Source organism: Pseudomonas sp. BN606 (assembly GCF_029873115.1).
In the GTDB taxonomy this organism is placed as follows: domain Bacteria; phylum Pseudomonadota; class Gammaproteobacteria; order Pseudomonadales; family Pseudomonadaceae; genus Metapseudomonas.
Genome location: NZ_SSOF01000077.1, coordinates 14,750 through 39,522, shown reverse-complemented (window position 1 = coordinate 39,522; position 24,773 = coordinate 14,750). Strand labels below are relative to the sequence as shown.

At 65.4% G+C, this 24,773-nt stretch carries 20 protein-coding genes; 2 read left to right on the top strand and 18 right to left on the bottom strand.

Going from position 1 to position 24,773, the window contains the following annotated elements; genetic code table 11:
• The first annotated feature begins 5 nt into the window (after positions 1 to 5).
• Positions 6 to 965 carry an alpha/beta hydrolase gene (locus tag E8E75_RS19190; protein WP_153918188.1) on the top strand — a complete coding sequence of 320 codons (960 nt, stop codon included), beginning with the start codon at positions 6 to 8 and terminating at the stop codon, positions 963 to 965.
• A 30-nt stretch (positions 966 to 995) separates the two neighbouring features.
• On the opposite strand, the gene hutG is transcribed toward E8E75_RS19190, so the two are convergent.
• From hutG to hutC, 11 genes are all read right to left on the bottom strand, one after another.
• The gene (hutG, locus tag E8E75_RS19185; protein ID WP_280359644.1) at positions 996 to 1,799 is read right to left on the bottom strand and encodes an N-formylglutamate deformylase; all 804 of its coding nucleotides are present in this window, start codon (positions 1,797 to 1,799) and stop codon (positions 996 to 998) included.
• Positions 1,792 to 3,000, bottom strand: a complete 1,209-nt coding sequence (gene hutI, locus E8E75_RS19180) for an imidazolonepropionase (RefSeq protein WP_120654131.1) — start codon at positions 2,998 to 3,000, stop codon at positions 1,792 to 1,794. Before hutI ends, hutG begins: the two co-directional genes overlap by 8 nt.
• On the bottom strand, positions 2,997 to 4,529 hold the full coding sequence (gene hutH / locus E8E75_RS19175) for a histidine ammonia-lyase (RefSeq protein ID WP_120654130.1): 1,533 nt from the start codon (positions 4,527 to 4,529) through the stop codon (positions 2,997 to 2,999). The genes hutI and hutH (E8E75_RS19175) overlap by 4 nt, the downstream gene beginning before the upstream one ends.
• 11 nt (positions 4,530 to 4,540) lie before the next feature.
• Positions 4,541 to 5,371 (bottom strand): glycine betaine/L-proline ABC transporter ATP-binding protein, encoded by an 831-nt coding sequence (locus E8E75_RS19170; RefSeq protein ID WP_153918190.1) that lies wholly within the window; start codon positions 5,369 to 5,371, stop codon positions 4,541 to 4,543.
• Positions 5,368 to 6,219: a proline/glycine betaine ABC transporter permease gene (locus E8E75_RS19165; RefSeq protein WP_028629837.1), complete on the bottom strand. Its 852-nt coding sequence runs from the start codon at positions 6,217 to 6,219 to the stop codon at positions 5,368 to 5,370. The genes E8E75_RS19170 and E8E75_RS19165 overlap by 4 nt, the downstream gene beginning before the upstream one ends.
• Positions 6,220 to 6,293: 74 nt before the next feature.
• Positions 6,294 to 7,262, bottom strand: coding sequence for an ABC transporter substrate-binding protein (locus tag E8E75_RS19160; RefSeq protein WP_120654128.1), 969 nt, complete (start codon positions 7,260 to 7,262; stop codon positions 6,294 to 6,296).
• 206 nt (positions 7,263 to 7,468) lie between these two features.
• On the bottom strand, positions 7,469 to 9,007 hold the full coding sequence (gene hutH, locus E8E75_RS19155) for a histidine ammonia-lyase (RefSeq protein WP_153918193.1): 1,539 nt from the start codon (positions 9,005 to 9,007) through the stop codon (positions 7,469 to 7,471).
• Entirely contained in the window at positions 9,004 to 10,674 is a 1,671-nt protein-coding gene (gene hutU / locus E8E75_RS19150) for a urocanate hydratase (protein WP_153918194.1), read from the bottom strand. The genes hutH (E8E75_RS19155) and hutU overlap by 4 nt, the downstream gene beginning before the upstream one ends.
• A 291-nt stretch (positions 10,675 to 10,965) precedes the next feature.
• Positions 10,966 to 11,973, bottom strand: coding sequence for an ABC transporter substrate-binding protein (locus tag E8E75_RS19145; protein ID WP_153918196.1), 1,008 nt, complete (start codon positions 11,971 to 11,973; stop codon positions 10,966 to 10,968).
• A 90-nt stretch (positions 11,974 to 12,063) separates the two neighbouring features.
• Positions 12,064 to 12,648 (bottom strand): HutD family protein, encoded by a 585-nt coding sequence (locus tag E8E75_RS19140; RefSeq protein WP_120654124.1) that lies wholly within the window; start codon positions 12,646 to 12,648, stop codon positions 12,064 to 12,066.
• Entirely contained in the window at positions 12,645 to 13,397 is a 753-nt protein-coding gene (hutC, locus tag E8E75_RS19135) for a histidine utilization repressor (protein ID WP_120654123.1), read from the bottom strand. Before hutC ends, E8E75_RS19140 begins: the two co-directional genes overlap by 4 nt.
• Before the next feature lie 179 nt (positions 13,398 to 13,576).
• On the opposite strand from hutC, the gene E8E75_RS19130 reads away from it, so the two are divergent.
• Complete coding sequence (locus E8E75_RS19130) at positions 13,577 to 14,941, top strand: formimidoylglutamate deiminase (RefSeq protein ID WP_153918198.1); 1,365 nt, start codon at positions 13,577 to 13,579, stop codon at positions 14,939 to 14,941.
• A 123-nt stretch (positions 14,942 to 15,064) separates the two neighbouring features.
• On the opposite strand, the gene E8E75_RS19125 is transcribed toward E8E75_RS19130, so the two are convergent.
• The 7 genes from E8E75_RS19125 to E8E75_RS19095 form a co-directional block, all read right to left on the bottom strand.
• Complete coding sequence (locus E8E75_RS19125; protein ID WP_280359642.1) at positions 15,065 to 15,634, bottom strand: lipocalin family protein; 570 nt, start codon at positions 15,632 to 15,634, stop codon at positions 15,065 to 15,067.
• On the bottom strand, positions 15,631 to 15,885 hold the full coding sequence (gene bamE, locus E8E75_RS19120; protein WP_120654120.1) for an outer membrane protein assembly factor BamE: 255 nt from the start codon (positions 15,883 to 15,885) through the stop codon (positions 15,631 to 15,633). The genes E8E75_RS19125 and bamE overlap by 4 nt, the downstream gene beginning before the upstream one ends.
• A 69-nt stretch (positions 15,886 to 15,954) precedes the next feature.
• Positions 15,955 to 16,554 (bottom strand): DUF924 family protein, encoded by a 600-nt coding sequence (locus E8E75_RS19115; RefSeq protein WP_120654119.1) that lies wholly within the window; start codon positions 16,552 to 16,554, stop codon positions 15,955 to 15,957.
• A gap of 2 nt (positions 16,555 to 16,556) precedes the next feature.
• Complete coding sequence (locus E8E75_RS19110) at positions 16,557 to 17,567, bottom strand: class 1 fructose-bisphosphatase (protein WP_120654118.1); 1,011 nt, start codon at positions 17,565 to 17,567, stop codon at positions 16,557 to 16,559.
• Positions 17,568 to 17,721: 154 nt separating this feature from the next.
• On the bottom strand, positions 17,722 to 19,371 hold the full coding sequence (locus tag E8E75_RS19105) for a histidine kinase N-terminal 7TM domain-containing protein (protein ID WP_153918200.1): 1,650 nt from the start codon (positions 19,369 to 19,371) through the stop codon (positions 17,722 to 17,724).
• 172 nt (positions 19,372 to 19,543) lie between these two features.
• On the bottom strand, positions 19,544 to 20,929 hold the full coding sequence (locus tag E8E75_RS19100; protein ID WP_153918202.1) for a DUF3999 domain-containing protein: 1,386 nt from the start codon (positions 20,927 to 20,929) through the stop codon (positions 19,544 to 19,546).
• Positions 20,926 to 24,528, bottom strand: coding sequence for a DUF2339 domain-containing protein (locus tag E8E75_RS19095; RefSeq protein WP_153918204.1), 3,603 nt, complete (start codon positions 24,526 to 24,528; stop codon positions 20,926 to 20,928). Before E8E75_RS19095 ends, E8E75_RS19100 begins: the two co-directional genes overlap by 4 nt.
• Positions 24,529 to 24,773 lie beyond the last annotated feature (245 nt).

The following is a 24,773-nucleotide window of genomic DNA, read 5'->3' as shown; positions in this document are numbered from 1 at the left end:
CGGACATGAGCGACCTGCAACTGAACACCCTGGTCATGGACGGGTTGCAAATGCGGGTGGCGGTGCAGGGGAAGGGACCACTGGTAATCCTTTGCCACGGTTTCCCCGAGCTTTGGTACTCGTGGCGACACCAGCTCCAGGCGCTGGCCGGCGCCGGATTCCGGGTTGCGGCCCCGGACATGCGTGGATACGGCGGCACGAGCGCACCGCCATCAGTGGAGGCCTATACCCGCTTGCACCTGGTAGGCGACATGGTCGGCCTGGTCCGCGCCCTGGGGGAACGGCAGGCAGTCATCGTCGGCCACGACTGGGGGGCCGTCGTGGCCTGGACCGCCGCCCTACTGCGGCCCGACCTGTTCCGGGCCGTCGTTGGGATAAGCGTCCCCTACTCGCCGCCCGACCCGACAGACGTCCTGAGCACGCTGGAAACCTGGGGAATCCACGACTTCTACATCCAGTACTTCCAGGCGCCGGGCGTGGCGGAGGCAGAGCTGGAGCGGGACGTCGAATCGTCCATGCGCAAGATCCTGCACTGTGGCTCCGGCGATTGGCAGGGCGAACCGGCGTTCGGTCGCATCGCACTGGAGAGGGGTTTCCTGGGCAACATGCGGGAGCCGGCGACGCTGTCGCCCTGGCTCACGGAAGAGGACATAACCTATTACGCCAGTGAGTTCACCCGCACGGGCTTTCGCGGTGGGCTGAACTGGTACCGCACCCTGAAGACGTCCTGCGAACTCATGTCGCCATGGCGTGGTTGCCGTGTCCGGCAGCCGGCCCTGTTCATGGCAGGCGCTCGGGACTCGGTTCTGGATTTCCCGGGCATTCCCCAGTTGATCGAGGCCCTCCCGCGCACGGCACCGGAGTTGCGGGGCTGCCACCTGCTGCAAGGCGCCGGGCACTGGGTGCAGCAGGAACGCCCTGCGGACGTGAATGAGCTTCTGTTGGACTTCTTGCGCGGGCTCTGATCGCCGGCTGCTTGCCTTATCAAGCGACGATCAGACTCCGTAACGCTGGCGTCCCCATGCCAACATCGCCTCCAGCAATTGCTTCAACACCGCCTGGGTCGGCACGGCCAGGTCCTCGCGGTAGTCGAAAGGCACCTGCTCATCCATGTAGGTGCACTGCGCGAGCTCCAGTTGGACAGCATGGATGTGCTGGTCCGGCTGGCCATAGTGACGGGTGATGTGGCCGCCCTTGAAACGCCCATTCAGCACGTGGCTATAGTCCTGGGCATCGGCGCATACCCTGACGAGCGAGTCGGCCAGGCCCGGATCGCAACTGGCCCCGGCGTTGGTGCCGAGATTGAAGTCCGGCAGCCGGCCATCGAACAGTCGCGGCACGAAGGAACGGATGGAGTGCGCGTCGAACAGCATCGCGTAACCGAACTCCGCCTTCATCCGCGCCAGTTCTTCGTTGATGGTCTGGTGATACGGGGTCCAGATGTCCGCCAGGTAACGCGCCCGCTCCGCCGCAGTGGGTTCTTCGCCCTCGTGGTACAGGGGCTCGCCATCGAACAGCGTCGCCGGATAGAGACCGGTGGTGGCGGTGGCGTAGAGCGGCTTGTCGTCGGCCGGGCGATTCAGGTCGATGACGTAGCGCGAGTACTGCGCGGCAAGCGTGCTCACCCCCAGTTCGGTGGCGAAGTCGTAGAGGCGCGGGATATGCCAGTCGGTGTCGGTGAGGTCCCAGCCAGCTTCCACCATGCCGGCTTCCACTGCCGGGGTCAGAAGGGTGCCGGGGTGCGGCATGCTGATCAGCAGCGGTGCGTTGCCGCGGCTGAAGCTCAGTACGTTATCCACAGTCGATCTCCTGTCCGTGTCGAATCACCCGCTTGGGCAGGTCGCCGCCCAGCCAATAGGCGAGCTCCGCCGGGCGCTGGATATCCCAGGCGATGAAGTCGGCCACCTTGCCGCTTTCCAGGCTGCCATGGCTATCGGCCAGGCCCAGGGCCTTCGCGGCGTGCAACGTGGCGCCGGCCAGCGCTTCCTCCGGGGTCAGGCGGAAGGAAGTGCAGGCCATGTTCAGCATCATCCGCAGCGACAGCGCCGGGGACGTGCCGGGGTTGAGGTCAGTGGACACCGCCATGGCGACACCGTGCTTACGCAGTGCCTCGATGGGCGGCAGCTGGGTTTCCCGCAGCAGGTAGAAGGCACCCGGCAGCAGCACGGCAACGGTGCCGGACTTGGCCATGGCGATGGCGTCATCCTCGGTCATGTATTCCAGGTGATCCGCCGACAGCGCCTGGTAGCGCGCCGCGAGGGCGGACCCGTGGAGGGAGGACAGTTGCTCGGCATGCAGTTTCACCGGCAGGCCAAGTTTCTGCGCCACCTTGAAGACGCGCTCCACCTGGGCCGGGGAGAACGCCAGGTGCTCGCAGAAAGCGTCCACTGCATCCACTAGCCCTTCATCGGCCAGCGCCGGCAGCATCTCGTTGCAGATGTGCGCGATGTAGTCGTCGGCACGCCCCGCATATTCCGGTGGCAGGGCGTGGGCGGCCAGGCAAGTGGCACGCACGGTGATCGGCAGGGATTCGCCCAGGCGCCTGGCGACCCGCAGCATCTTGCGCTCGCTGGCCAGGTCCAGGCCGTAGCCGGACTTCACTTCCAGGGTGGTGACGCCGTCGCGCAGCAGCTTTCGGGCGCGACGGGTAGCGCTTTCCAGCAACTCCTCCTCACTGGCCTCGCGGGTGGCGCGCACGGTGCTGGCGATGCCGCCGCCCTGGGCGGCAATCTCGGCGTAGCTGACGCCTTCCAGACGCTGCTCGAACTCGCGGCTGCGATCGCCGCCGAATACCAGATGGGTGTGGCAGTCGATCAGCCCCGGGGTGACCCAAGCGCCGTTAAGGTCGACTTCCACGTCATAGGGAATCGCCGGCAGTGCCTCGCGCGGGCCGATCCACTCGATGCGCCCGGCATAGGTCACCAGTACAGCGTCTTCGATGATCGAGTACTTGCCGCCTCGCATCGTGGCGACGTGGCAGTTATCCCAGAGGTGTTTCATTGCAGTCCTCCGGTGCGAGCGGCTATCCCTTCCAGCGCGGCACCGTCGCGCAACAGGTCGGCGGCACGGGCGATGTCCGGTGCCAGCCAACGGTCCTGGTCATAAGCCGGCACCCGTTCGCGCAGGGTTTCCCACGCGGCGGTTGTGCCGGCACCGAAGCCCCTGGGCTTGTGGAACTCGAAAGCCTGGGCGGCAAACAGGTACTCGATGGCAAGGATGCGGCCGCAGTTCTCCAGTGCCTTGCCCAGTTTGAGCGCGGCGCTGGTACCGAGGCTGAGGTGGTCTTCCTGCAGGCCGGAGGTGACGAAGTTGTCCACAACCGCCGGCTGCGCCAGCTGACGGTTCTCACCGACCAGGGCGGCAGCGACGTACTGGGCGATCATCATTCCCGAGTTGACCCCGGGCTGGCTCACCAGGAACGCCGGCAGTCCGCTGACCAGCGGATTGACCAGGCGATCCAGGCGGCGCTCGGCAATGCCACCCAGTTCAGCCACGGCAATGGCCAGAAGGTCGGCCGCCATGGCCACCGACTCGCCATGGGGGTTGGCCTGGGAGACGATCTTGTAGGCATCCGGCGTCCCCAGCAGCAGCGGGTTGTCATTGGCGGCGGCCAGTTCGGTATCCACCTGGCGGGCAGCATGAGCGAACTGGTCGCGGCAGGCGCCGTGGACCTGCGGGATAGAGCGAATGCTCAGGGCATCCTGGGTGCGAATGCCGCGGCTGGCGGCAACCACCTCGCTGCCAGCGAGCAGGGCCAGCAGGTTGGCGCCTACCGTCTGCATGCCCGGGTGCGGCTTGAGGGCGATGATGTCCGGGTCGAAGGCGGCGATCTGCCCGCGCAGGGCTTCGAAACTCATGGCACCAATCACATCAGCCCAGCGCATCAGGCGTTCGGCGTCGTCCAGGGCGAGGCAGGTCAGGCCGGTCATGCAGGGCAAACCATTGACCAGGCACAGGCCGTCCTTGGCGCCCAGGCGCACGGGCTCCAGCCCTTCGGCGGCCAGAGCCTCGACGGCAGGCACCACCTGGCCGCGATAGCTCACCTCGCCAACGCCGAGCAAGGCGATGCCGACATGAGCCATGTGGGTCAGGTAACCCACCGAGCCCTGGGACGGCACCCGTGGGGTAATGCCGCGCTCCAGCAGCGCCAGTAGCGCTTCCACCACAGCCCTTTGCAGGCCCGAACGGCCGTGGCTGTAGTTGGCGATGGCGCAGCAGATGATGGCGCGCGTCTGCTCATCGGCCAGTACGGGACCAACGCCGCAGGCGTGGCTGAGCAGCGTGTTTCGCGACAGCGCGGCGAATTGTTCGGCGTTCAGCACAATGTCGCTCAGGGCGCCGAGGCCGGTACTGATCCCGTAGGCGCGTTCGCCCCGTTCGACGATACGTTCGACGATGCCACGGGCATTCTCGATGCGCGCCCAGGCTGCCGGGGTCAGCTCCAGGCGGGCGCCGTGACGGGCCACGGCCACCACCTGGCGCCAGTTCAGCGGTGAATCGCCCAGCAGGACTTTCTCGGGTAACGACATTCGGATGTTCCTTACAGATTGGCCACGCGGCGCTGGACGAAGCGGTCGACGTAATCGTCCGCGGGCTGATGGAGGATTTCACGCGGCGTACCGACCTGGATCAGTTGGCCGTCCTTGAGGATGGCGATGCGATTGCCGATGCGCACGGCTTCGTCCAGGTCATGGGTGATGAAGACGATGGTCTTCTGCAGGGTCTTCTGCAGTTCCAGCAGTTGTTCCTGCATGTCGGCGCGGATCAGCGGGTCGAGCGCGCTGAAGGCTTCGTCCATGAGGATGATGTCGGTGTCCGAGGCCAATGCGCGGGCCAGGCCGACGCGTTGGCGCATGCCACCGGAAAGTTGGTGCGGGTAGGACTTCTCGTAGCCCTTCAGGCCCACCGTGGTGATCCAGTGCTGGGCGCGCTCCAGGCAGTATTCCTTGGTCTCGCCACGGACTTTGAGACCGTAGGCCACGTTATCGATCACCGACTTGTGCGGCAGCAGACCGAAGCTCTGGAACACCATGCTGATCTTCTTGCGGCGGAATTCGCGCAACTGCTCCATGTCGTAGCGCAGGATGTCCTCGCCATCGACCAGGATCTGCCCGCTGGTGGGGTCGATCAGGCGGTTGAAGTGGCGCACCAGGGTGGACTTGCCGGAACCGGACAGGCCCATGATCACGAAGATCTCGCCCGCGCCGATGGACAGCGACAAGTCGTTTACCCCGACCACGCAACCCGTGTTTTGCAGCACATCGGCTTTGCTCTTGCCTTGCTGGATCAGTGCCAGGGCCTCCTCGGCGCGCTGGCCGAAGATCTTGAATACGTTCTTGACGACAATCTTGCTCATGTTCTCGCCACTCATTTGCTGACTGCGTGCCGCGAACGGCCGTAAGCCTGGGTGATGCGGTCGAAGACCACAGCCAGGATGACGATGGCCAGGCCGGCCTCTAGGCCCTTGCCGACGTTGAGGGTCTGGATGCCCACCAGGACGTCTTCACCGAGGCCACGGGCGCCGATCATCGAGGCGATCACCACCATCGACAGGGCCATCATGGTGGTCTGGTTGATACCGGCCATGATGCTCGGCATGGCCAGCGGCAGCTGCACGCCGAACAGTTGCTGCCAGCGGTTGGCGCCAAAGGCGTTGATGGCTTCCATCACTTCTCCGTCAACCTGGCGGATGCCGAGGTCGGTCAGGCGGATCAGCGGCGGCGCGGCGTAGATAACGGTGGCGAAAATGGCTGGCACCTTGCCCAGGCCGAAGAGCATCAGCACCGGGATCAGGTACACGAAGCTGGGCATGGTCTGCATGATGTCCAGCAGCGGCATCAGCACGGCGCGCAGGCGGTCGCTGCGGGCCGCAAGGATGCCCAGGGGGATGCCGATCAACACCGAGATGAAGGTGGCCACCAGCATCAGCGCCACGGTCTGCATCAGCTTGTCCCAGAGCCCCACCGCACCAACGAGGAACAGCAGGCCGGTGATCACCACCGTCGGCAGGATGCGTCGGGTGGCATGCCAGGTGATGCCGGCGACTATCGCCAATACCAGCCACCAGGGCGTGGCGCGCAGAGTGCCTTCCAGATAGACGATGGCCCAGAGCAGGGTGTCGGAGATGTGGCGGAAGACATCGCCGTAGTTGGTCACCAGGCTGTCTACCCAGCCATTGACCCAGTCAGCGATGGAAAAGGTGAAGCGTTCGGGGAACATAGCTCGCTCCGGTCAGGTGGTGAACCCGCTCCTCCGTCCAAGGAGCGGGCCGTGATTTAGGGACTGCCCCAGCCTCAGAGAGCGGCTTCGATTTTCTTCGCCGCATCCTCGCTCACCCAGGCGTGCCACACCTCCGGGTGCTCCTTGAGGAAGACCTTGGCCAGGTCGGCGGAATCCATCTTTTCCTTGGCCATCTTCGCCAGGTTCTGGTTCAGCAGGTCGATCGGCAGATTGACCTTCTCCAGGACGGCCACCAGTTCCGGAGCCTCGTCATGGAAGGTCTTGGACAGGCCGACCTGGATGGTCACGCTCTTGTCCACGCCGGGCTTCTCCTCCAGCTTGACCAGGTCCGCCTGGCCCATCAGCGGCGTCGGCGACCAGTAATAGAAAAGGATAGGCTCGCCACGGCGATAGCTCGACAACACGGCCGCATCCAGGGCCGGGCCGGTGCCGGGGCGGAAGTTGGTGAACTTCTCTTCCAGGCCATAGCTCTTCAGCATTTCGCTGTTGTCCAGCTCGCAGGTCCAGCCAGCCGGGCAGTTGTAGAAACGGCCCTTGCCCGGTTCTTCCGGGTCGCGGAAGAGTTCGGCGTACTGGCCCAGGTCGGCGATGGCCTTGAGCTTCGGCGCCTTGGCCTCGATGCCCCGCTTGGCATCGCCCTCGATCACGTAGCGCGGCACGTACCAGCCCTCGGTGGCGCCGACGATCGGTGCGCCCACGCCCACCACCTTGCCGGCGGAGGCGGCCTTGTTCCAGGCGTCGCTCCGGCCGATCCACTCCTCGGCGAAGATCTGGATGTCGTTGTTGCCCAGGGCCTGCTCCATGGTGATGGAGTTGCCCGGCAGGCTGTCGGTCTCGCAGCCATACCCGTTCTTCAGCACCAGTTGCAGCACGTCGGTGAGCAACATGCCGCTTTCCCAGTTGAGCCCGGCGAACTTCACCGGTTTGCCGGATTCACACCAGCCCGCCGCCTGGGCGGAAGCCGTACCGGCCAGCAGACCCGCTGCACACATCAGGCCCAACACTCGCTTCTTGAATTGCATGTTCCGACGCTCCTGAAACTTGGTAAGGGTTAAGGCAGTTCGTTCATCGACAGAAGCCGGTTGTGCCGGCTCCCGGTGCCAGTGACTGGCAATTGTTGTTTTGACGACCGGTCACGACTCGTGATCGCCCCGGGTACCTCAAGCAGTTGCGGTCTTCCCGACCTGGGCGGGACGCTCGCCCCACCCTCCCGCTCCCTACCTCAGGTTCACAGGCTCGGCAGCAGCCTTGCCGGAACCAGTGCGTTCAGGCAGCCACTGGCCAGCAGATCACTTGCGGTTTCGATATCCGGGGCGAAGAAGCGGTCTTCCTGGTAGTAGGAGACCTTCGCGCGCAGCAGGCCGCGGGCTTCTTCCAGCTTCGGCGAACTCTTCAGGCCGGTGCGGAAGTCCAGCCCCTGGCAGGCGCCCAGCCATTCGATGGCGAGGATGCCGCGCACGTTTTCGGCCATGGCCCAGAGACGCTTGCCGGCGTTCGGCGCCATGGACACGTGGTCTTCCTGGTTGGCCGAGGTGGGCAGGCTATCGACGCTGGCCGGGTGGGCCAGGGCCTTGTTGTCGCTGGCCAGGGCGGCGGCCGTGACCTGGGCGATCATGAAGCCGGAGTTGACCCCGCCGTTCTCCACCAGGAAGGGCGGCAGCTGGGACATGTGCATGTCCATCATCAGCGAGATACGACGCTCGGACAGCGAGCCAATTTCCGCGATGGCAAGCGCCAGGTTGTCAGCGGCCATGGCCACCGGCTCGGCGTGGAAGTTGCCACCGGAGATCACATCACCCGATTCGGCGAATACCAGCGGGTTGTCGGAAACCGCGTTGGATTCAATCTCCAGCACTTCGGCGGCCTGGCGCAGCTGGGTCAGGCAGGCGCCCATGACTTGCGGCTGGCAGCGCAGGGAGTACGGATCCTGCACCTTGTCGCATTTCTCGTGGGAGCGGGCGATCTCGCTGCTGGCAGTAAGTAGCTCACGGTAGGCAGCAGCCACGTCGATCTGGCCGCGCTGGCCACGGGCGGCGTGGATGCGCGCATCGAACGGCGCGCGGGAACCAAGCATGGCCTCGACGCTGAGACCGCCGCAGACGGTGGCACCGGCGAACAGGTCCTCGGCCTCGAACAGGCCGCGCAGGGCATAGGCGGTGGAGACCTGGGTGCCGTTGAGCAGGGCCAGGCCCTCCTTGGCAGCCAGGGTCAGCGGCTCGAGTCCGGCAACAGCCAGTGCTTCGGTGGCCGGCAGCCACTGGCCCTTGTGGCGCGCCTTGCTCTCGCCGAGCAGCAGCAGCGACATGTGCGCCAGGGGTGCCAGGTCGCCGGAAGCGCCTACCGAACCCTTCAGAGGAATGTGCGGATAGACCTCGGCGTTGATCAGGGCGATCAGAGCGTCGATTACCTTGCGACGGATGCCGGAAAAACCGCGCGCCAGGCTGTTCACCTTGAGCAGCATGATCAGGCGCACCATGGCGTCGTCCAAGGCTTCGCCAACACCTGCGGCGTGGGACAGCACCAGCGAGCGCTGCAGCTTCTCCAGGTCGGCCGGGGCGATGCGGGTCGAAGCCAACAGGCCGAAGCCGGTGTTGATGCCGTAGGCGGTGCGGCCTTCAGCGACGATGCTCTCGACGCAGGCAACACTGGCGTCGATGGCCTTGCCGGCACTGGCATCCAGGGTCACATGCACGGGCGCGTGGAAGACCTGGCGCAGCTGCGCCAGGGTCAGGCTTCCGGGTTTCAGGTTCAGCGCGTTCACGCTCAGTCTCCTTTGCCGATCATGGGCAGGTTCAGGCCCTGCTCACGTGCGCAATCAATGGCGATCTGGTAGCCCGCATCGGCATGGCGCATCACGCCGGTGCCCGGGTCGTTGGTCAGTACGCGAGCGATGCGAGCAGCGGCTTCGTCGGTACCGTCGCAGACAATGACCATGCCCGAGTGCTGGGAGAAGCCCATGCCCACGCCGCCTCCGTGGTGCAGGGACACCCAGGTGGCGCCGCTGGCGGTGTTCAGCAGGGCATTGAGCAGCGGCCAGTCGGAAACGGCGTCGGAACCGTCCTGCATGGCTTCGGTTTCGCGGTTCGGGCTGGAGACCGAGCCGGAGTCCAGGTGGTCGCGACCGATGACGATGGGCGCCGACAGCTCGCCGCTACGCACCATTTCGTTGAAGGCCAGGCCGAGCTTGGCACGCAGGCCCAGGCCAACCCAGCAGATACGTGCCGGCAGGCCCTGGAAGCTGATGCGCTCGCGGGCCATGTCCAGCCAGCGGTGCAGGTGGGCGTCGTCCGGAATCAGCTCCTTGACCTTGGCGTCGGTCTTGTAGATGTCCTGCGGATCACCGGACAGCGCGGCCCAGCGGAACGGACCGATACCACGACAGAACAGCGGGCGGATGTAGGCCGGGACGAAGCCGGGGAAGTGGAAGGCATTGGCCACGCCCTCTTCCTTGGCCATCTGGCGGATGTTGTTGCCGTAGTCGAAGGTGGGCACGCCCATTTTCTGGAAGTCCAGCATAGCTTGTACGTGGACGGCCATGGACTGCTTGGCAGCCTTGACCACCGCAGCCGGGTCGCTCTTCGCGCGGTCGCGGTACTGCTCCCAGCTCCAGCCGATCGGCAGGTAACCATTGAGCGGGTCGTGGGCGCTGGTCTGGTCGGTGACCATGTCCGGACGTACGCCACGACGTACCAGTTCCGGCAGGATCTCGGCGGCGTTGCCCAGCAGGGCGATGGAGATCGCCTTGCCTTCGGCGGTGTACTTGGCGATGCGCGCCAGGGCGTCGTCCAGGTCGGTGGCCTGCTCATCGACGTAACGGCTGCGCAGGCGGAAATCGATGCTGGTCTGCTGGCATTCGATGTTCAGCGAGCAGGCGCCGGCCAGTGTCGCGGCCAGCGGCTGGGCGCCGCCCATGCCGCCGAGGCCGGCGGTGAGTACCCAGCGACCGGCAAGGTTGCCGTTGTAGTGCTGACGGCCCGCCTCGACGAAGGTTTCATAGGTGCCCTGGACGATGCCCTGGCTGCCGATGTAGATCCAGCTGCCGGCGGTCATCTGGCCGTACATGGCCAGGCCCTTGGCATCCAGTTCGTTGAAGTGTTCCCAGGTGGCCCAGTGGGGCACCAGGTTGGAGTTGGCGATCAGCACGCGCGGGGCGTTGGCGTGGGTCTTGAAGACGCCGACCGGCTTGCCGGACTGCACCAGCAGAGTCTCGTCTTCATTCAGCTCTTTAAGGGTCTCGACGATCTTGTCGTAGCACTCCCAGTTGCGCGCGGCACGGCCGATGCCGCCATACACCACCAGTTCCTTTGGGTTCTCCGCCACCTCGGGGTCGAGGTTATTCATCAGCATGCGCAGCGGCGCTTCGGTCAGCCAGCTCTTGGCGTTCAGCTTGTTGCCACGCGGGGCGCGGATTTCGGTGTCACGGAATTTGGTCATGCCTGGCTCCTCGTAGGGTGGTAGCGGTGAGCAACGTTACTGCCTGACTGCGCGGGAAAAGCAGTGAACATCTGCACACATATAAACTTGTACATACAAGCATATGCAAGCGAGAGGCCAAACTCTCTCAGGCAATCGGAAAAGTCCGCTCGAAGCCTTGCGCCACAAGGGTCGCAGAGCGCCAGGATGTATAGACAAGCAGAGAGGCGGACGGTGAAAAAACTGTTACCGCACAGGGGGAATGCCCGATTTAGAAGCATGCGCTCCCCAACCTGGGGCATTAGGTAACAGTTACTTCAGGGAGTCGTCGATGCGCTGTGCGACGTCTTTCGGCACCCAGTTCGACCAGACATCCCGATGCTGGCGGTAGAAGTCGATGGCCATGGGAGCGGCGTCGGCGTGCTGCTCGGCCATGCGCGCAAGGATGCCGTTGAACAGTGGCAGGGGTATTTCCAACCGGGCGAAGGCGTCCACGAGGGGCTGTGCCTTTTCATGCAGCTCGCGGGACACGCCGATGGAGATTTTCGCCGGCAGCGAGCGCGTGCCGATCGGTTTGGGATTCTTCGGGTCGATCAGGGTTTCCCAGGCCTTCTGGTCGAAGGGCGGCTCTTCCAGTTGCACCAGCTGATAGCGACCCATCAGCGGTGTGGGCGACCAGTAGTAGAAGAGGATGGGTTGGCGCTGTCGGATCGCCGAGGTAATGGCCGCGTCCAGCGCCGGTCCCGTGCCGGTGCGGAAGTTCACATAGCTGTCTTCCAGGCCGTACGCCTTGAGCTTCTGACTATTGACCCCTTCGCAGGTCCAGCCGGTGGGGCAGTTGTAGAAGCGCCCCTTGCTGCGATCTTCCGGGTCCTTGAACAGCGCCTTGAAGCGCGGCAGGTCGCTCACCGAACGCAGGTCCGCGGCGGGCGCGCCCTCCCCCTTCACCAGGTAATCCGGCACCCACCAGCCCTCGGTGGCACCCTTCACTGGCTCGCCGACGGCAAAGACTTCACCGGCCGCTTCGGCCTTGCGCCACAACTCGCTGCGGCCAGCCCACTGCTCGGCAATCACCTGAATGTCGTTCTGCCGCAAGGCGTTTTCCATGGTCAGGGTGTTACCCGGCAGCACATCGGTCTTGCAGCCGTAGCCCTTTTCCAGCAGGTAGCGCAGCACTTCGGTGGTGAACATGCCGCTTTCCCAATTCAGCCCGGCCAGCACCACGGGCTTGGGATAGGGGCATTCGGCGGCTCCGGCTTCCAGCGAGGCGGACAGCGCCAGCGACAGGACGACGGCAGCGAGGACGCTGTGGCGTGGCATGGTGCAGCTCCGATAGGCGTGGCGGGCGACAGGATTAGGTTTAGACCCTGTAGCGCCAATGTGCCCCTACAAAAGAATCGGCCGTGCGCCTTAGCGTGGTGTCAGCTCGATCAGGCAGCAGGCACCCTTGCCGTCCAGCTTCGCCTCGGCCAGGGCGCTGGTGGTTTCGATGTGCAGGCAATCATGTCGGCCGAGTAATTCGAATGCCTGGCCATCCAGCGTGAGGCTCACCCCGCCTTCAGCGGCGAACAACAGCATGGTGCTGGCGGCACTGAACAGCTTGAGTTCGCCTTCGACTTGCAGCCATTGCAGGCGAGCGGCATAGCGCTTCGGCGAATAGATGAGGTTGAAGTCGCGGATGGGGCCGTCGATCAGCTCGCAGTTCACCGCACTGCCACCATTGAAGGCAAACGCGTCGAGAGCGGTCAGGTCGCGGGATTGCTGCCCGTCTACCGCAAGGCGCATCCCAGCGCCTTCCAGCACGGTGATTACCCGCTGATAGCCGGTGAAGGCGGAGAAGCCGCCCGACTCGCCGACATCGGCGATGGACAACCGCCAGCCGAAGCCGTCGAGACCGTCGCCTGCATCGCGGGCGATTTCCAGTGTGGAACCGGCACCGTTTTTCCACGGCATGCGGGGGTAATCGGCGGCACGCAGCAAGCGGGATTGGGTCATGAACCGAAACGTCCTTCGAGGCGGTAGCGGGAACCGGGATAGAGAAGGCGCGCGCTGGTCACGGTATTGCGTCCGGACCAGGTACGCCGGCGAATCAGGAGGCAGGGCTCGCCGCGCTCGATCAGCAGCAGCTTGCACTCATCGGCGTCGGCCAGGATGGCCTCCACCACATGCTCGCCTTCAGTGAGAGGCGCCACCTGGGACAGGTAGGCGTAGGGCGTCTGCCGAGTGAAGTCCTGCTTCAGGTAATCGGGGGCGACGGCCGGGTTCACGAAGCGGTCTTCGATCTGCACCGGCACATCGTTTTCGAAATGCACGATGCGCGAGTGGAACACGCGCTGGCCCTCACGCAGGTCAAGCGCCAGTGCCCGCTCGGGACCGGCCACTTCGTCCACCAGGCTGACCACTACGCAATGATGGCGATGGCCACGAGCGGCGATCTCTTCGGCGATGTTGTGCACTTCGAACAACGCCGACTGGCCCTTGGGCTCGGCGACGAAGGTTCCGACGCCCTGCATGCGCACCAGCAGCCCTTCGGCAGTCAGCTCGCGCAGGGCACGGTTGATGGTCATGCGGCTGAAACCCAGCTCGTTGACCAACTCGCTCTCCGAGGGCACTCGATAGTGCGGCGGCCATGCGCCGCTCTGGATCTGCTGGCTGATCATCTGCTTGACGCGGGCATAGAGCGGCGCGGGGGTGCCCCCCATCTGGGCGGCCAGCGACGAAGGCGCTGAGGGCGAACTGGACACGAGATTCTCCTTGTCGGCGAAGAGGCAGAACTGGCGGTGCCCGGAACGTGGCGCCCGTCTCCGGCATGTACCGGATTCGACAACTCCAGACAAGTGTGCGACTGACGGTGAGTTTACGTTACCCTCAAACGTCTGTATATGTATATACAAATAAAACCACCCATCCAGGGGCCCTCACCATGTCCGCATTCTTCGCCGAACGCGCCCTGCTGCCGCAGGGCTGGGCGCGCAACGTCCGCTTCGAAGTTTCCTCCGACGGTCTGCTCCAACAGGTCCTCGCCGATGCCGACGCAGAAGGCGCCGAACGCCTGCAAGGCCCGGTGCTGGCGGGCATGCCGAACCTGCACTCGCATGCCTTCCAGCGCGCCATGGCTGGCCTTGCAGAGGTGGCGGGCAACCCTAATGACAGCTTCTGGACCTGGCGCGACCTGATGTACCGACTAGTAGGGCGATTGTCGCCGGAGCAAGTCGGGATCATCGCCCGTCAGCTCTATATCGAAATGCTCAAGGCCGGCTACACCAGCGTCGCCGAGTTCCACTACGTGCACCACGATGTCGACGGCCGCCGCTATGCCGACCCCGCCGAGCTGTCCCTGCAGGTCAGCCAGGCCGCCCGCGATGCCGGCATCGGCCTCACCCTGCTGCCGGTGCTGTACAGCCACGCCGGTTTTGGCGGCCAGTCGCCCAACGAGGGACAGCGCCGCTTCATCAACAGCACCGACAGCTACCTGGCCCTGCAGGAACGCCTGCGCGCAGAAATCGCTCGCCAGCCCAACCAGCGCCTGGGTCTGTGCTTCCACTCGCTGCGCGCGGTGACGCCTGAACAGATCAAGGCCGTGCTGGCAGCGGAACAGGGCAAGCGCCCCATCCACATCCATATCGCCGAACAGCAGAAGGAAGTGGACGACTGCCTGGCCTGGAGCGGCCGCCGGCCGCTGCAGTGGTTGTACGAGAATGCCCCGGTGGATGAGCGCTGGTGCCTGGTCCATGCCACTCATGCGGAGCCAGGAGAAGTGACATCCATGGCATCCAGCGGCGCGGTGGCCGGGCTCTGCCTGACCACCGAGGCCAACTTGGGTGACGGCATCTTCCCGGCGGTGGACTTCCTCGCCCGGGGCGGTCGCCTCGGCATCGGCTCCGACAGCCATGTGTCGGTCAGCGTGGTGGAGGAACTACGCTGGCTGGAGTACGGCCAGCGCCTGCGCGACCAGCGTCGTAACCGTCTCTATCGCGCCGATCAGCCCCAGGTTGGCCGCACCCTGTTCGACGCTGCCCTGGCCGGTGGCGCCCAAGCCCTCGGACAGCCGGTGGGCGCCCTGGAAGTCGGCAAGCGCGCCGACTGGCTGGTGCTCGATGGCAACGATCCCTACCTGGCCACCGCCGAAGGCGATGCCCTGCTCAACCGCTGGCTGTTTGCCGGCGGCGATCGTCAGGTGCGCGATGTGATGGTGGGCGGGAACTGGGTGGTAAGGGATGGCCGGCATGCGGCCGAAGCGGAAACTGCGCAGGCCTTTGCAGGGGTTCTGCGGGAAGTCTTGCGCTGACCCGTTACCCTCCCCCTTAAGAGGAGAGGGGTGACCCGCGCCTGAGACCACGAAGCTCACCGGCTACTCCGAGTCTATCCAGGCTTTGAACCTGCCATCGCACGGACAAGCACCCCTCGCCCTTCAGGGAGAGGGGTGGGAGGAGAGGGCAGCATCCGACACACGCCAGATCAGCAGGTCCGTGTCGTAGCCCTGCTCCTCCGCCACTTCGAGCAATTGCTCGCGAGTCTTCTCCGAGACCACTGGCGTGCGCGACAGCAGCCAGAGGTACTTGCGATCCGGATTGCCCACCAAGGCGGTGCGGTAGTCGTCGTCCAGGTAGAGCACCCAGTAATCGCCCTTGGCGATGCCTGGCAGTAGCCGGGAGAACCAGTTGTCGAAACGCACCCAGAGCTTGTCGGTGCGCCCCTCCACCTGGGGCACGGCATTGCCGCGTGCCTCTTTCCAGTCGCCATCGAGGGTACGGCAGCGGTTCAGCACACCCAGGCTTCCGTCGTCTTGCAGGCTGTAGTGGGCTTCGGACTGGGCGCAACCGCGCTGGAAAAACATCGGCAATCGCGCCAACTCATACCAGGTGCCCTGGTAACGCTCGAGGTCCACCGCCGACACGGTACGCGGCGGTACAGGCGCCCCGCCATGGCTGGCGCAGCCGGCCAGCAACAGGGCCGCCAGCAACGCAGCTGCGCGCTTCACTTGAGCCCCTTGCCGGAGAACATCAGCACCTTCTCCCCGGCGTACTGCACGCTGACGAAGGCCTTCTCGTCACCCCAGGTGCAGCTGGTGAATCCCACGGCGCCGGAGCACTCGGTCGGGCTGCCGAGCAGTTGCTCCACTTCGGCCTTGGTCATGCCGGACTTGAGCTTGGAATAGTTCTCCTGGTTGAGCTTGTTGCAGGCGGCCAGCACCAGGCAGCAGGACAAGAGGGCGAGGGTACGCAATGACATGAAGCACTCCTTGGCGGATGGAAAGCGACCGACCGGACACGGCGGGTCACGAGATTGTTCCATTCGATTCTAGAAGCGCGAACCGGGTTCCCGCAGGAAAACGGATTCTTCGTCGCTCGACGCGCGTCCGAGCACGGAATTGCGATGAGGGAAGCGGCCGAATCGGGCAATGACCACCCGATGGCGCTCGGAGAAATCGAGGAAGCCCTCGAACAGCTTGCGCTCGGCGGCGTCCGCAGCGTCCAGCAGCAGCCGATAGCGATACAGGGCACGCTCCTGGCTGGCGAGGTCTTCGGCGTGCTCCAGCACCAGATAGATGAAGATCTGGCGGATCGGCGCGAGGCCCCGTTCCTGGCCACGGACAAGCCCGTCGGCCACCAGCGCCTGCGCGCGGGCGTCGCCGGCGAAGGCGCGTGGGTCGTTGCGGTAGATCATGCGTGGCAGCTGGTCCAGCAGCAGCACCAGCGCCAGCCAGCCGTCCGGCTGTTCGGCCCAGTTGGCGAGACCGCCATCGAGTGCCTGTTCAACCAGGCCACCGAAGCGCTCGCGGGCTTCGGCGTCCTGATGGTCCTTCTTGCCGAACCAAAGCCCCTGGCGCGCTGCTGCGGTCTGGCTGGCGGAGGCCTCGGGGCCAAACCACCAGTCCAGTAACGGCTGCCAGGGCTGCACGGTTACTCCTGGTGGTAACCGGTGACGCGGGCGACTTCTTCCTTGGAACCGAGGAAGACGGGCACGCGCTGGTGCAGGGAGGTCGGCTGGATGTCGAGGATGCGCTGGCGACCATCGGTGGAAGCGCCGCCGGCCTGCTCGATGATGAAGGACATCGGGTTGGCCTCGTACATCAGGCGCAGCTTGCCGGGTTTCTCCGGCTCACGGGCATCCCAGGGGTACATGAAGATGCCACCGCGGGTGAGGATACGATGCACGTCGGCCACCATGGAGGCGATCCAGCGCATGTTGTAGTTCTTGCCCAGGTTGCCTTCCTTACCGGCCAGCATCTCGCTGACGTAACGCTTTACCGGGGCTTCCCAGTGGCGCTGGTTGGACATGTTGATGGCGAATTCGGCGGTGGTTTCCGGCACGCGGATGTTGTCGTGGGTGAGCACGAAGGAGCCCAGCTCGCGATCCAGGGTGAAGCCCTTCACGCCGTCGCCCAGGGTCAGCAGCAGCATGGTCTGCGGACCGTAGATGGCGTAACCGGCGGCAACCTGCTGAACACCCGGCTGAAGGAAAGCCTTTTCGTCCAGGCTGTCGTTCTGCGACAGGTACTGCTCAGGGCAGCGCAGCACGGAGAAGATGGTGCCTACCGACACGTTGACGTCGATGTTGGAGGAGCCGTCCAGCGGGTCGAATACCAGCAGGTAGGCACCCTTGGGGTACTTGCCGGGGATCTGGTAGGCGTTGTCCATTTCCTCGGAGGCCATGCCGGCCAGGTGACCGCCCCACTCGTTGGCTTCGAGCAGGATTTCGTTGGACATTACGTCCAGCTTTTTCTGCACTTCGCCCTGCACGTTCTCGGTGCCCATGCTGCCGAGCACGCCGCCCAGCGCGCCCTTGGACACCGCATGGCTGATTTCCTTACAGGCGCGCGCGACAACCTCGATGAGGAAGCGCAGATCGGCAGGGGTGTTGTGGCTTCTGGTCTGCTCGATCAGGTAGCGACTCAGGGTAACGCGGGACATGGAATGGCTCCGGAGGGTGGAAAAATGCGCGCAGTTTAGCGCGAGTCGAATGGCATTGCCTCTCAGCGGGATGGAAGGTGCTGAATCGGCAGTGAATGCGGGCCACACAGGCCACGAGAATATCTGACGCCGGTGTCAGCCACTGGTTCAGCGGTCAGCCGACATCGTTCGCGGCGAGTCTCCGCACCTGGTTACGGCCGTTGCGTTTGGCCTCGTAGAGCGCGGCATCGGCCACCTGCATCAGCTCTTCCAGGGTCTGGCCCTGCATCGGCCAGACCGCCAGGCCGGCGGACAGGGTCACCGACACTGGCCCTTCCCGGGTCGGCAGCGGTAGGCCGGCAAGTGCCTGGCAGAGCGCCTGCAACCGCGCGTACGCCTCATCGCCGCTGGCGCCGGGCAGCAGCAGGAGGAACTCCTCACCGCCAATGCGGAATACCGCGTCGCTGCCGCGCAGGTTGCCGGTGAGATGGATGGCCACCGCGCGCAACACATCGTCGCCGACCAGGTGACCGTGACGGTCGTTGAGTTGCTTGAAGTGGTCGAGGTCGATCAATGCCAGGGCGATGGGCGTGCGCTCGCGCTGGCTGCGAGCCTGCTCGCGAGCGAACAGTTCGCCGAGATGTCGGCGGTTGTAGAGACCGGTCAGCGGGTCCCGCAGCGCCTGCTCCTGCAACTGTTCATGCAGACGAGTGATGGTACGCAGGCGCTCTTCGCTGGTCGCGAGGGCCTCAGCCAGCTTGAGTTCACTGCAGTGGCGCTCGGTGATGTCACGCAGGTAGAGCATCTGTCCGAGAATCGATGTGCCGCTGCGGGTCACCCGCTCGATATCGCGGGAGCGGACCTCGAAGTAGCGCGAAGAACTGGCCGGGACCAGCAGCATCTCCTTCTCCCCCGCCACCAGCATCGCTTCCAGCTCCAGGCCATACACCGGCCACCTGGAGAGCGCCATGCCCTGCCAGCCCACGGGTTGCCCGGCCAGTGTCAGTGCGGCGGGGTTGGCATCGATCACCCGGCGTTTGGGGTCAACCACCAGCACCGGGTCGGGCAGCTCCTCCAGCAGCAGATGGCGCGCCACCGGCACCAGGTCGAAAAGACGAACGCCGAGAATCAGGAAGGTGAAGGCCACCAGGGTGAAGGCGAAGCTGAAAGGCGTTGGGTCGAAGCCGAACAAGGTCCAGCCGTAAACGACGTAGCTCAGGTTGACGCCCCAGGGCACGCAGGTGACCAGCACGAATGCCAGATAGTGACGGCGGTGCAGGCCATGGCTGGCCAAGGCGGCGCGGGTCACCACGGCCAGGCAGAAAACCATGAACACGTAGACGTAGACGGCCACGGCATCGAAGAGCGGCCCATGGTCGTAGCGGATCGCCGCCCCCAGCGTATCGTCCGCCGGCAGGGTGCCGGGGCCGTAGAACAGTTGGTGCCAGGGGTTGCTAAGGGCCATGGCGGAGGCGACCAGCGGACCAATACCCAGGAGCAGGAAGGCTCGCGGGCTCAGGGGTTCACGGATGCTGTTGACGTACTGCCAGAGAAACACGGCCCAGAAGGTCGGTACGCCGATAATGCCCGGCCAGGCCATGCTGGCCCAGAAGACCTTGCACTGCGGACCCTGCGCTGCCAGCTCCAGGCAGGCGGCCGCAAGCCACCAACAGATGCCGGCATGCAGGACGAGAAAGCTTTCGCGACCAGGAAAATGAGGCTGGCGGCGGACCCAGAGCGCTATGAACACCACGCCGATACCGACGGCAATGGTCAGCGCCACCGGCCCGCTGAAGCTCCATCCACTGGCCAGGCAGGTGTTCAACGCAGCTCCCCGGAGGGCACGGCAATTGGGGGCAAGGGTTCCGGATGGAGCGGCTGAAGGCTGGGCACCTGATCGTCCTGACCTGACGTGGAGCCGCCTGCTGCGGCCTTTGGAATGACCGAACAAAGATACATCAAAAAGCCACTATCACCGTATGGTCATTCGCAATTCATCAAGACCGCGCCGCCGGGCGACGCAGCAAGCTGAACGCCATGCCCCCTAATAGACCGACACCCAGCAGCAGGACGGCCCAGAGGCCGACACGTTTCCAGACGATCTGACCGGCCGCCTGCCGCTCTGCCGGATGGACGCCAGTCTGCGCAGGAATCGCCACTGCTTCGGCGCGCCCCATCTTCTCCAGACTGGCGCTGTCGAAACCCGGCACCAGCGTGGACAGGGGCAGTTCCGCGCGGCTGGCCTCAAGATTGCCCAGGGCGAGCGTGAACGGCGGATTGCCACGAGCGAGGAATACCACCTGGGTGGCATGCATGCCCACTTCCAGACGGGGTACCTGCTGGCCGAAGCCGCCGGCACGCTGATCAACCGTCAGGCGCAGCTGCTTGATCGCCATCCATCCCGGCAGGTCCAGCTCCTCCTGGGCGACCTCCTTTCCGTCCTGCGGTAACCGGTAAAGCAGGCCGGACATTACCGGCTGCCATTGCGGAGCGCCATCGCGGCGAGCCTCCACCTGCACCGGCAGCAGGCTGCCGGGCCGCTCCACGGCAACGCGCAGGCGCTCGATGGGCAACCCCAGCGGCAGGTCCCAGATGTACTGGCCGGCCTTGCTGCTGACCGGGTCCAGCGGCGCGGACCAGGCCATGGCCGCCGGCAGGCTTTCGCGGCTGGCGCTCGATACCTTCACCGCAGTCAGTTCCGCCGCGTGCCGAGGGCTCTGCCAGAGAAGCCTGAGGTACCGCGCGGAACGCCCGGGAAGGGCCACTTCGCGCTGGTCGATGCGTTGATCGGCGAACGACAGGCGCGCCACCTGTCCATCACCCCATGACTCCCAATGTTGCAGGTCATCGCTGGCCTCGATGCTGAAGTGCTGGAAGCCGTCAGCTGCGCTGTTCCACTCCAGACTGAGCTTCTCCAGCGGAGCTCCCACACCGCTGACGTCCAGCAACCAGCCACGCAATTGCTCACCTTCGGCCACGGGATTCTCCGGCACCACCTGCACGACCGTTCCGGTAGTACTGCGCTCGATCCTTACGCTGGGCAAGGCACCACTCCCGTCCGCCTGACCACGCAAGGGGAACCAGCGTACGGTCTGTTCGTGACGGGCACGGCGTTCGCTTGCGCTGCTGCGAGTCAGGGCATAGGCCAGGGACTCGCCCTCGGCGTTGAACACGCGTAGGTCGCGCAGGTCGGCATGCTGCGCGGCGAAGTGCAGAGCCATGGGCAGGTCCATGCGATACCAGGGGCCCTGCCCGTCCAGCCGCAGCTCGACGCGCGTAGTGAAGTCGTCTGGCTGTTCAGCGGCGAGCAGCGGCTGGCAGAGCAATCCCAGGCTGGCCAGCAAGGCCAGGCCGGGGCGGCGCAGACAAGACAATCCGATCATGCGTTGACCTGTTCCTGTTGAGATTCCGCGCGCTTTGGCGGCAGCGGCGCGAAGTAGCCGACGACCAGCAGCAGGACGCCGACGCCAATGAAAGACACGATGCGTTCCAGGCCACCGCGATTGCCCAGTTCGACGAAGAACAACTTGGCCACCACCAACGCGATCAACGCCGCGCCCACCAGCCAGAGTTCGCGCCGCGCCCGCAGGTGACCGCCAACCATCAGGCCCAGGGCGATGCTGGTCCAGACGATGGACAGGCCAGCCTGCACCAGCATGGAATCCAGTTGTGCTTCCAGTTGATAGGGCACGCCACCCCAATGGTGCGCGCAGCGGAACACCGCCGCGGTCGCCAGGGCGAACAGCGATACACCGGCCACGCCCTGGGGCAGCCATGCCGGCAGTGCGCGCACACCGAACTGCGGCAGGCAGTCACGCAGCCAGAGGCAGATACCCAGCAGCGCGAACAGCAGGCCCAGCTCCAGCGGGTTGAGCAGCGGCAGGTACGGCAGCGGTTCGGCTGCTCCATCGCTCCAGGCGTTGGCGATCCAGAACCAGGCGAGCATCAGCAGCGCCAGCGGCAACGACGCCCACAGACGGTATTCACGCGGATAAGCCGCCACCGGCCAAGGCAGGCGCGGACGCAGAGCCACCAGCAACAGCCAGGCGCTCGGCAGCAGGGCCCAACCCAGCCAGCGCCAGGCGTTGTATTGCTCGGAGAGCAGCATCAACAGGTAGCGCAACTCCAGCGCCAGCACGCCGAGCAGCAACCAACAGCCCAGCACATGGGCGGCACTACGTGCCCCCGCGGGCAAGATGTCATCCAACCTGCGCAGGGCCAGCACGTGCACGAGGAACAGGGCACCCCAACCGGCCCAGCCGAAGCTGGCTGCCGGGTGATACTGCGGGTCCCAGGCAACCGCCAGCGCCACAACGCCGGCAGGCGCCAGCACCAGGCAGAGCAAGGCCAGTGCACGCCACTGCTCGCGCCCCGCGAGCCAGGTGGTGAAGGCGACGCTGGCCGCCGCCAGCAACAGGGCCAGGGGCACTTGCAGTTCAGGCTTGGCAAAGCGCGCGATCTCCGCCAGCCAGGCCAGCGCCCACCAGCCGGCACTCCAGGCCAGCAGCAATTGGGCCAGATGTGCGAGGCTCAGCCCGCCCAATGCCGCTTCCGCACGGGCGGCACGCTGTAAGCGCCAGGCACCGACGAAGGCTGCCAGAGCGAGCACGGTCGGCGTCCAGAAACCGGCGTGGGCCAGCGGTCGCAGGCCTTCGCTACTCAGCTCGCCCAGTAGAAGCGGACTTACCGCGAGGAAACTCATGCCAGCCAACAATTGCAGGAACAGACCGAACCAGAACCCGGCGCGCTGTTGCAGATGCAAGCTGAGCCAGAGGATCAGCAGACCGCTGCCGGCCCAGACCCCAGCGGCGGTGCGCCAAGGCAACACGAAGAGCACCGCCAGGTTGACGAAAGCCAGCCCCGCCAGCAGCACCAGCGACAGACCACGCAACAATCGCGCATCGCTGCGTGCCAGCGGGTGGCGAGCAGCCAGGATCATCCCGGCGATCAGCGCCAGACCGATCAGCGACGCCACCATCAGCCCACGCCAGCCCGGCATGGAGCCGCTGCCCAGGCCCGAGCCGTCCAGGTCGAGCAAGAAGATCGCGCCGCCGAGCAACTGCACGGCGAACGCGCTGAAGAGGAAGGTGCGCGAGTTCAGTCGCAACCCGACGAAAAGCGTCGCCAGCCCGGCCAGTGCCCAGGCAATGGCGGTGCCTTCCGCCGCGAAGGCGAGCGGCGCCATCAGATAAAGGAACGCCAGCCCGGCACAAGCGAGAGCCGGCGAGAGGCGTTGCTCCAGGTCGGTGGCAGCGTCATCTGGCGCCTGGCGCAGTTGCCAGAACACGAACAGCAGTGCCGCGCCCAGCATCAGGGCGCCCAGGGGCGAACCGTCGAGCAATGTATAGGCGCCGGTGCGCAGCCCGCCGAGGAAAGCAATCGCGGCGCCGAACTGCAGCAACAGCGCGAAGGCCCGCGCCAGCGGCCGACCCTGGCGCAGACCAAGCCAGTAGATGCCAGCGCCTTCCACCGCCCAGGCAGCGGAAGTCCAGCGCGCATCCAGCCCCAGCGGGATGGCCAGGCTGCCGAACACCACACCGAGGGCCAGACAGGTTTCCACCAGCAGCAAGGCGCGCCCGGCGGTACGGCCGGCCAGGACCCGTGCCAGAACGATGTAGAACAGCCCCAGGGCCAGCGCGCTGAAGGCCGCGCCGAACTCGATATGGCGGATCAGCGCCACCTGCAGGCCGAAGCCGATGATCGGCGGACCGAACAGCACCGTGCCGTCCACCGTGTCGCCCTGGCGCGCCGACCAGCGCAACAGCTCGTCCCGCTCCGCCGGCGCGTCCATCGCCTCTGCCAGCTTGCGCCGGGCGAACAGCAGACCGATGCCGACATACATCAGGAAGAACAACACCAGGAAAGGTTCGGTGCTGGCGAAAAGCTCCGGCTGGTAGGAACGCAGGCCCCAGGCAAATCCAATACCGAAGGTGCCGACGAAGCCGATCAGGTTGAGCAGACGCCAGGCCTTGAACCAGGCAATGGCGAAGATGCCGGCGTTGAGCAGCGCGAAATAGCTGAACAGCGCCACATGGTTGCCACTGCCACTGGAGGTGAGGATGGGCGCGGCGAACCCGCCAAGCGCGGCGGCAGCGGCCAGGCCCAGGGCGTCCTGGGCCACGGCGAGGATGGCGGAAAACAGGGTTACCGCGACCAGCAGCCCGAAGGCCATCTTCGGGTCCAGTAACGGATGCAGGCGCATGGCAGCGAACACTGTCAGGTAGAGCACGGCAATGCCGGCGCCCTGAAGCATCAAGCCATAACTCGGATTGCGTCTGCGCAGCCACCAGCCAAGGCCTAGCAGCGCGATGGCGGCCAGGGCCACGCCGGCGTAGCGGAGCTCCACGGGCACCACCATGCCTTCGGTGGCGTAGCGCAGCAGGAAGGCCAGGCCGAGGAACAGCAGCACGACGCCGATGCGCAGCACGGTGTTGCCGCCGAACAGCCAGTTACGGGCAGCGGCGAAGCCCCGTTCGAGCAGAGAAGGTTCGCGGGGTTTCGGCGGACGCGGCGGCGCCTTGGGAGGAACAGCGGGGCGGGCTTCCCGGCCCCAGGCGTCAGCGGGCGCCGCAGCCGCTGGTGCAGGTGTGGGCGCTGGCGATGCGGCAGCCGCAGGCTCGGCCAGCACATCCGCCGGCAGTTCCCAGACGAGGTCGGCATCGTCTTCGGCCACGGTCTCGGGCGCGGCTTTGGCAACCGGCACGGCGGGTTCGACAGCCTGAGGCGGTGCTGTCTCGGCCGACTGCGCCCTTCCCTGCTCCACCTTGAGCAGGCGCTCATGGATGGCCTGGGTGCCCTTGTCGAACCGTGCGGCAAAACTGGCGAGCGACTTGCGCAGCTCGGCATTTTCCCGCGTCAGCCACTGGAGGCGGATAGCCTGCCCCAGCCCCAGCCCCATCAGGCCGCCGAGCAGGGCTCCGGTGACGCTTTCATCAATCCCGGCCCCGAAGGCCAGGCCAACCAGCATGAAGATCCATTGCATGCAGCGATTACCCGGATGATTGAGCACTGGGGCCGCATCCATCGCAGCCACGAACGGCCGGAAGCTACAGGAAACCGGCATCGTCCCAATAGAGACGCCTGAGTCCTGGCTCACAGACACAGAAGATTCCTACAACCCGGTGTCGTATAGACACAAATCCGCTGAGACAAAGGGAAATTTCGCGTTCCCCGACGGGAAACTGTTCACTTTTTCACCGACATCGCTATGATGCCCGCCCTTCTACC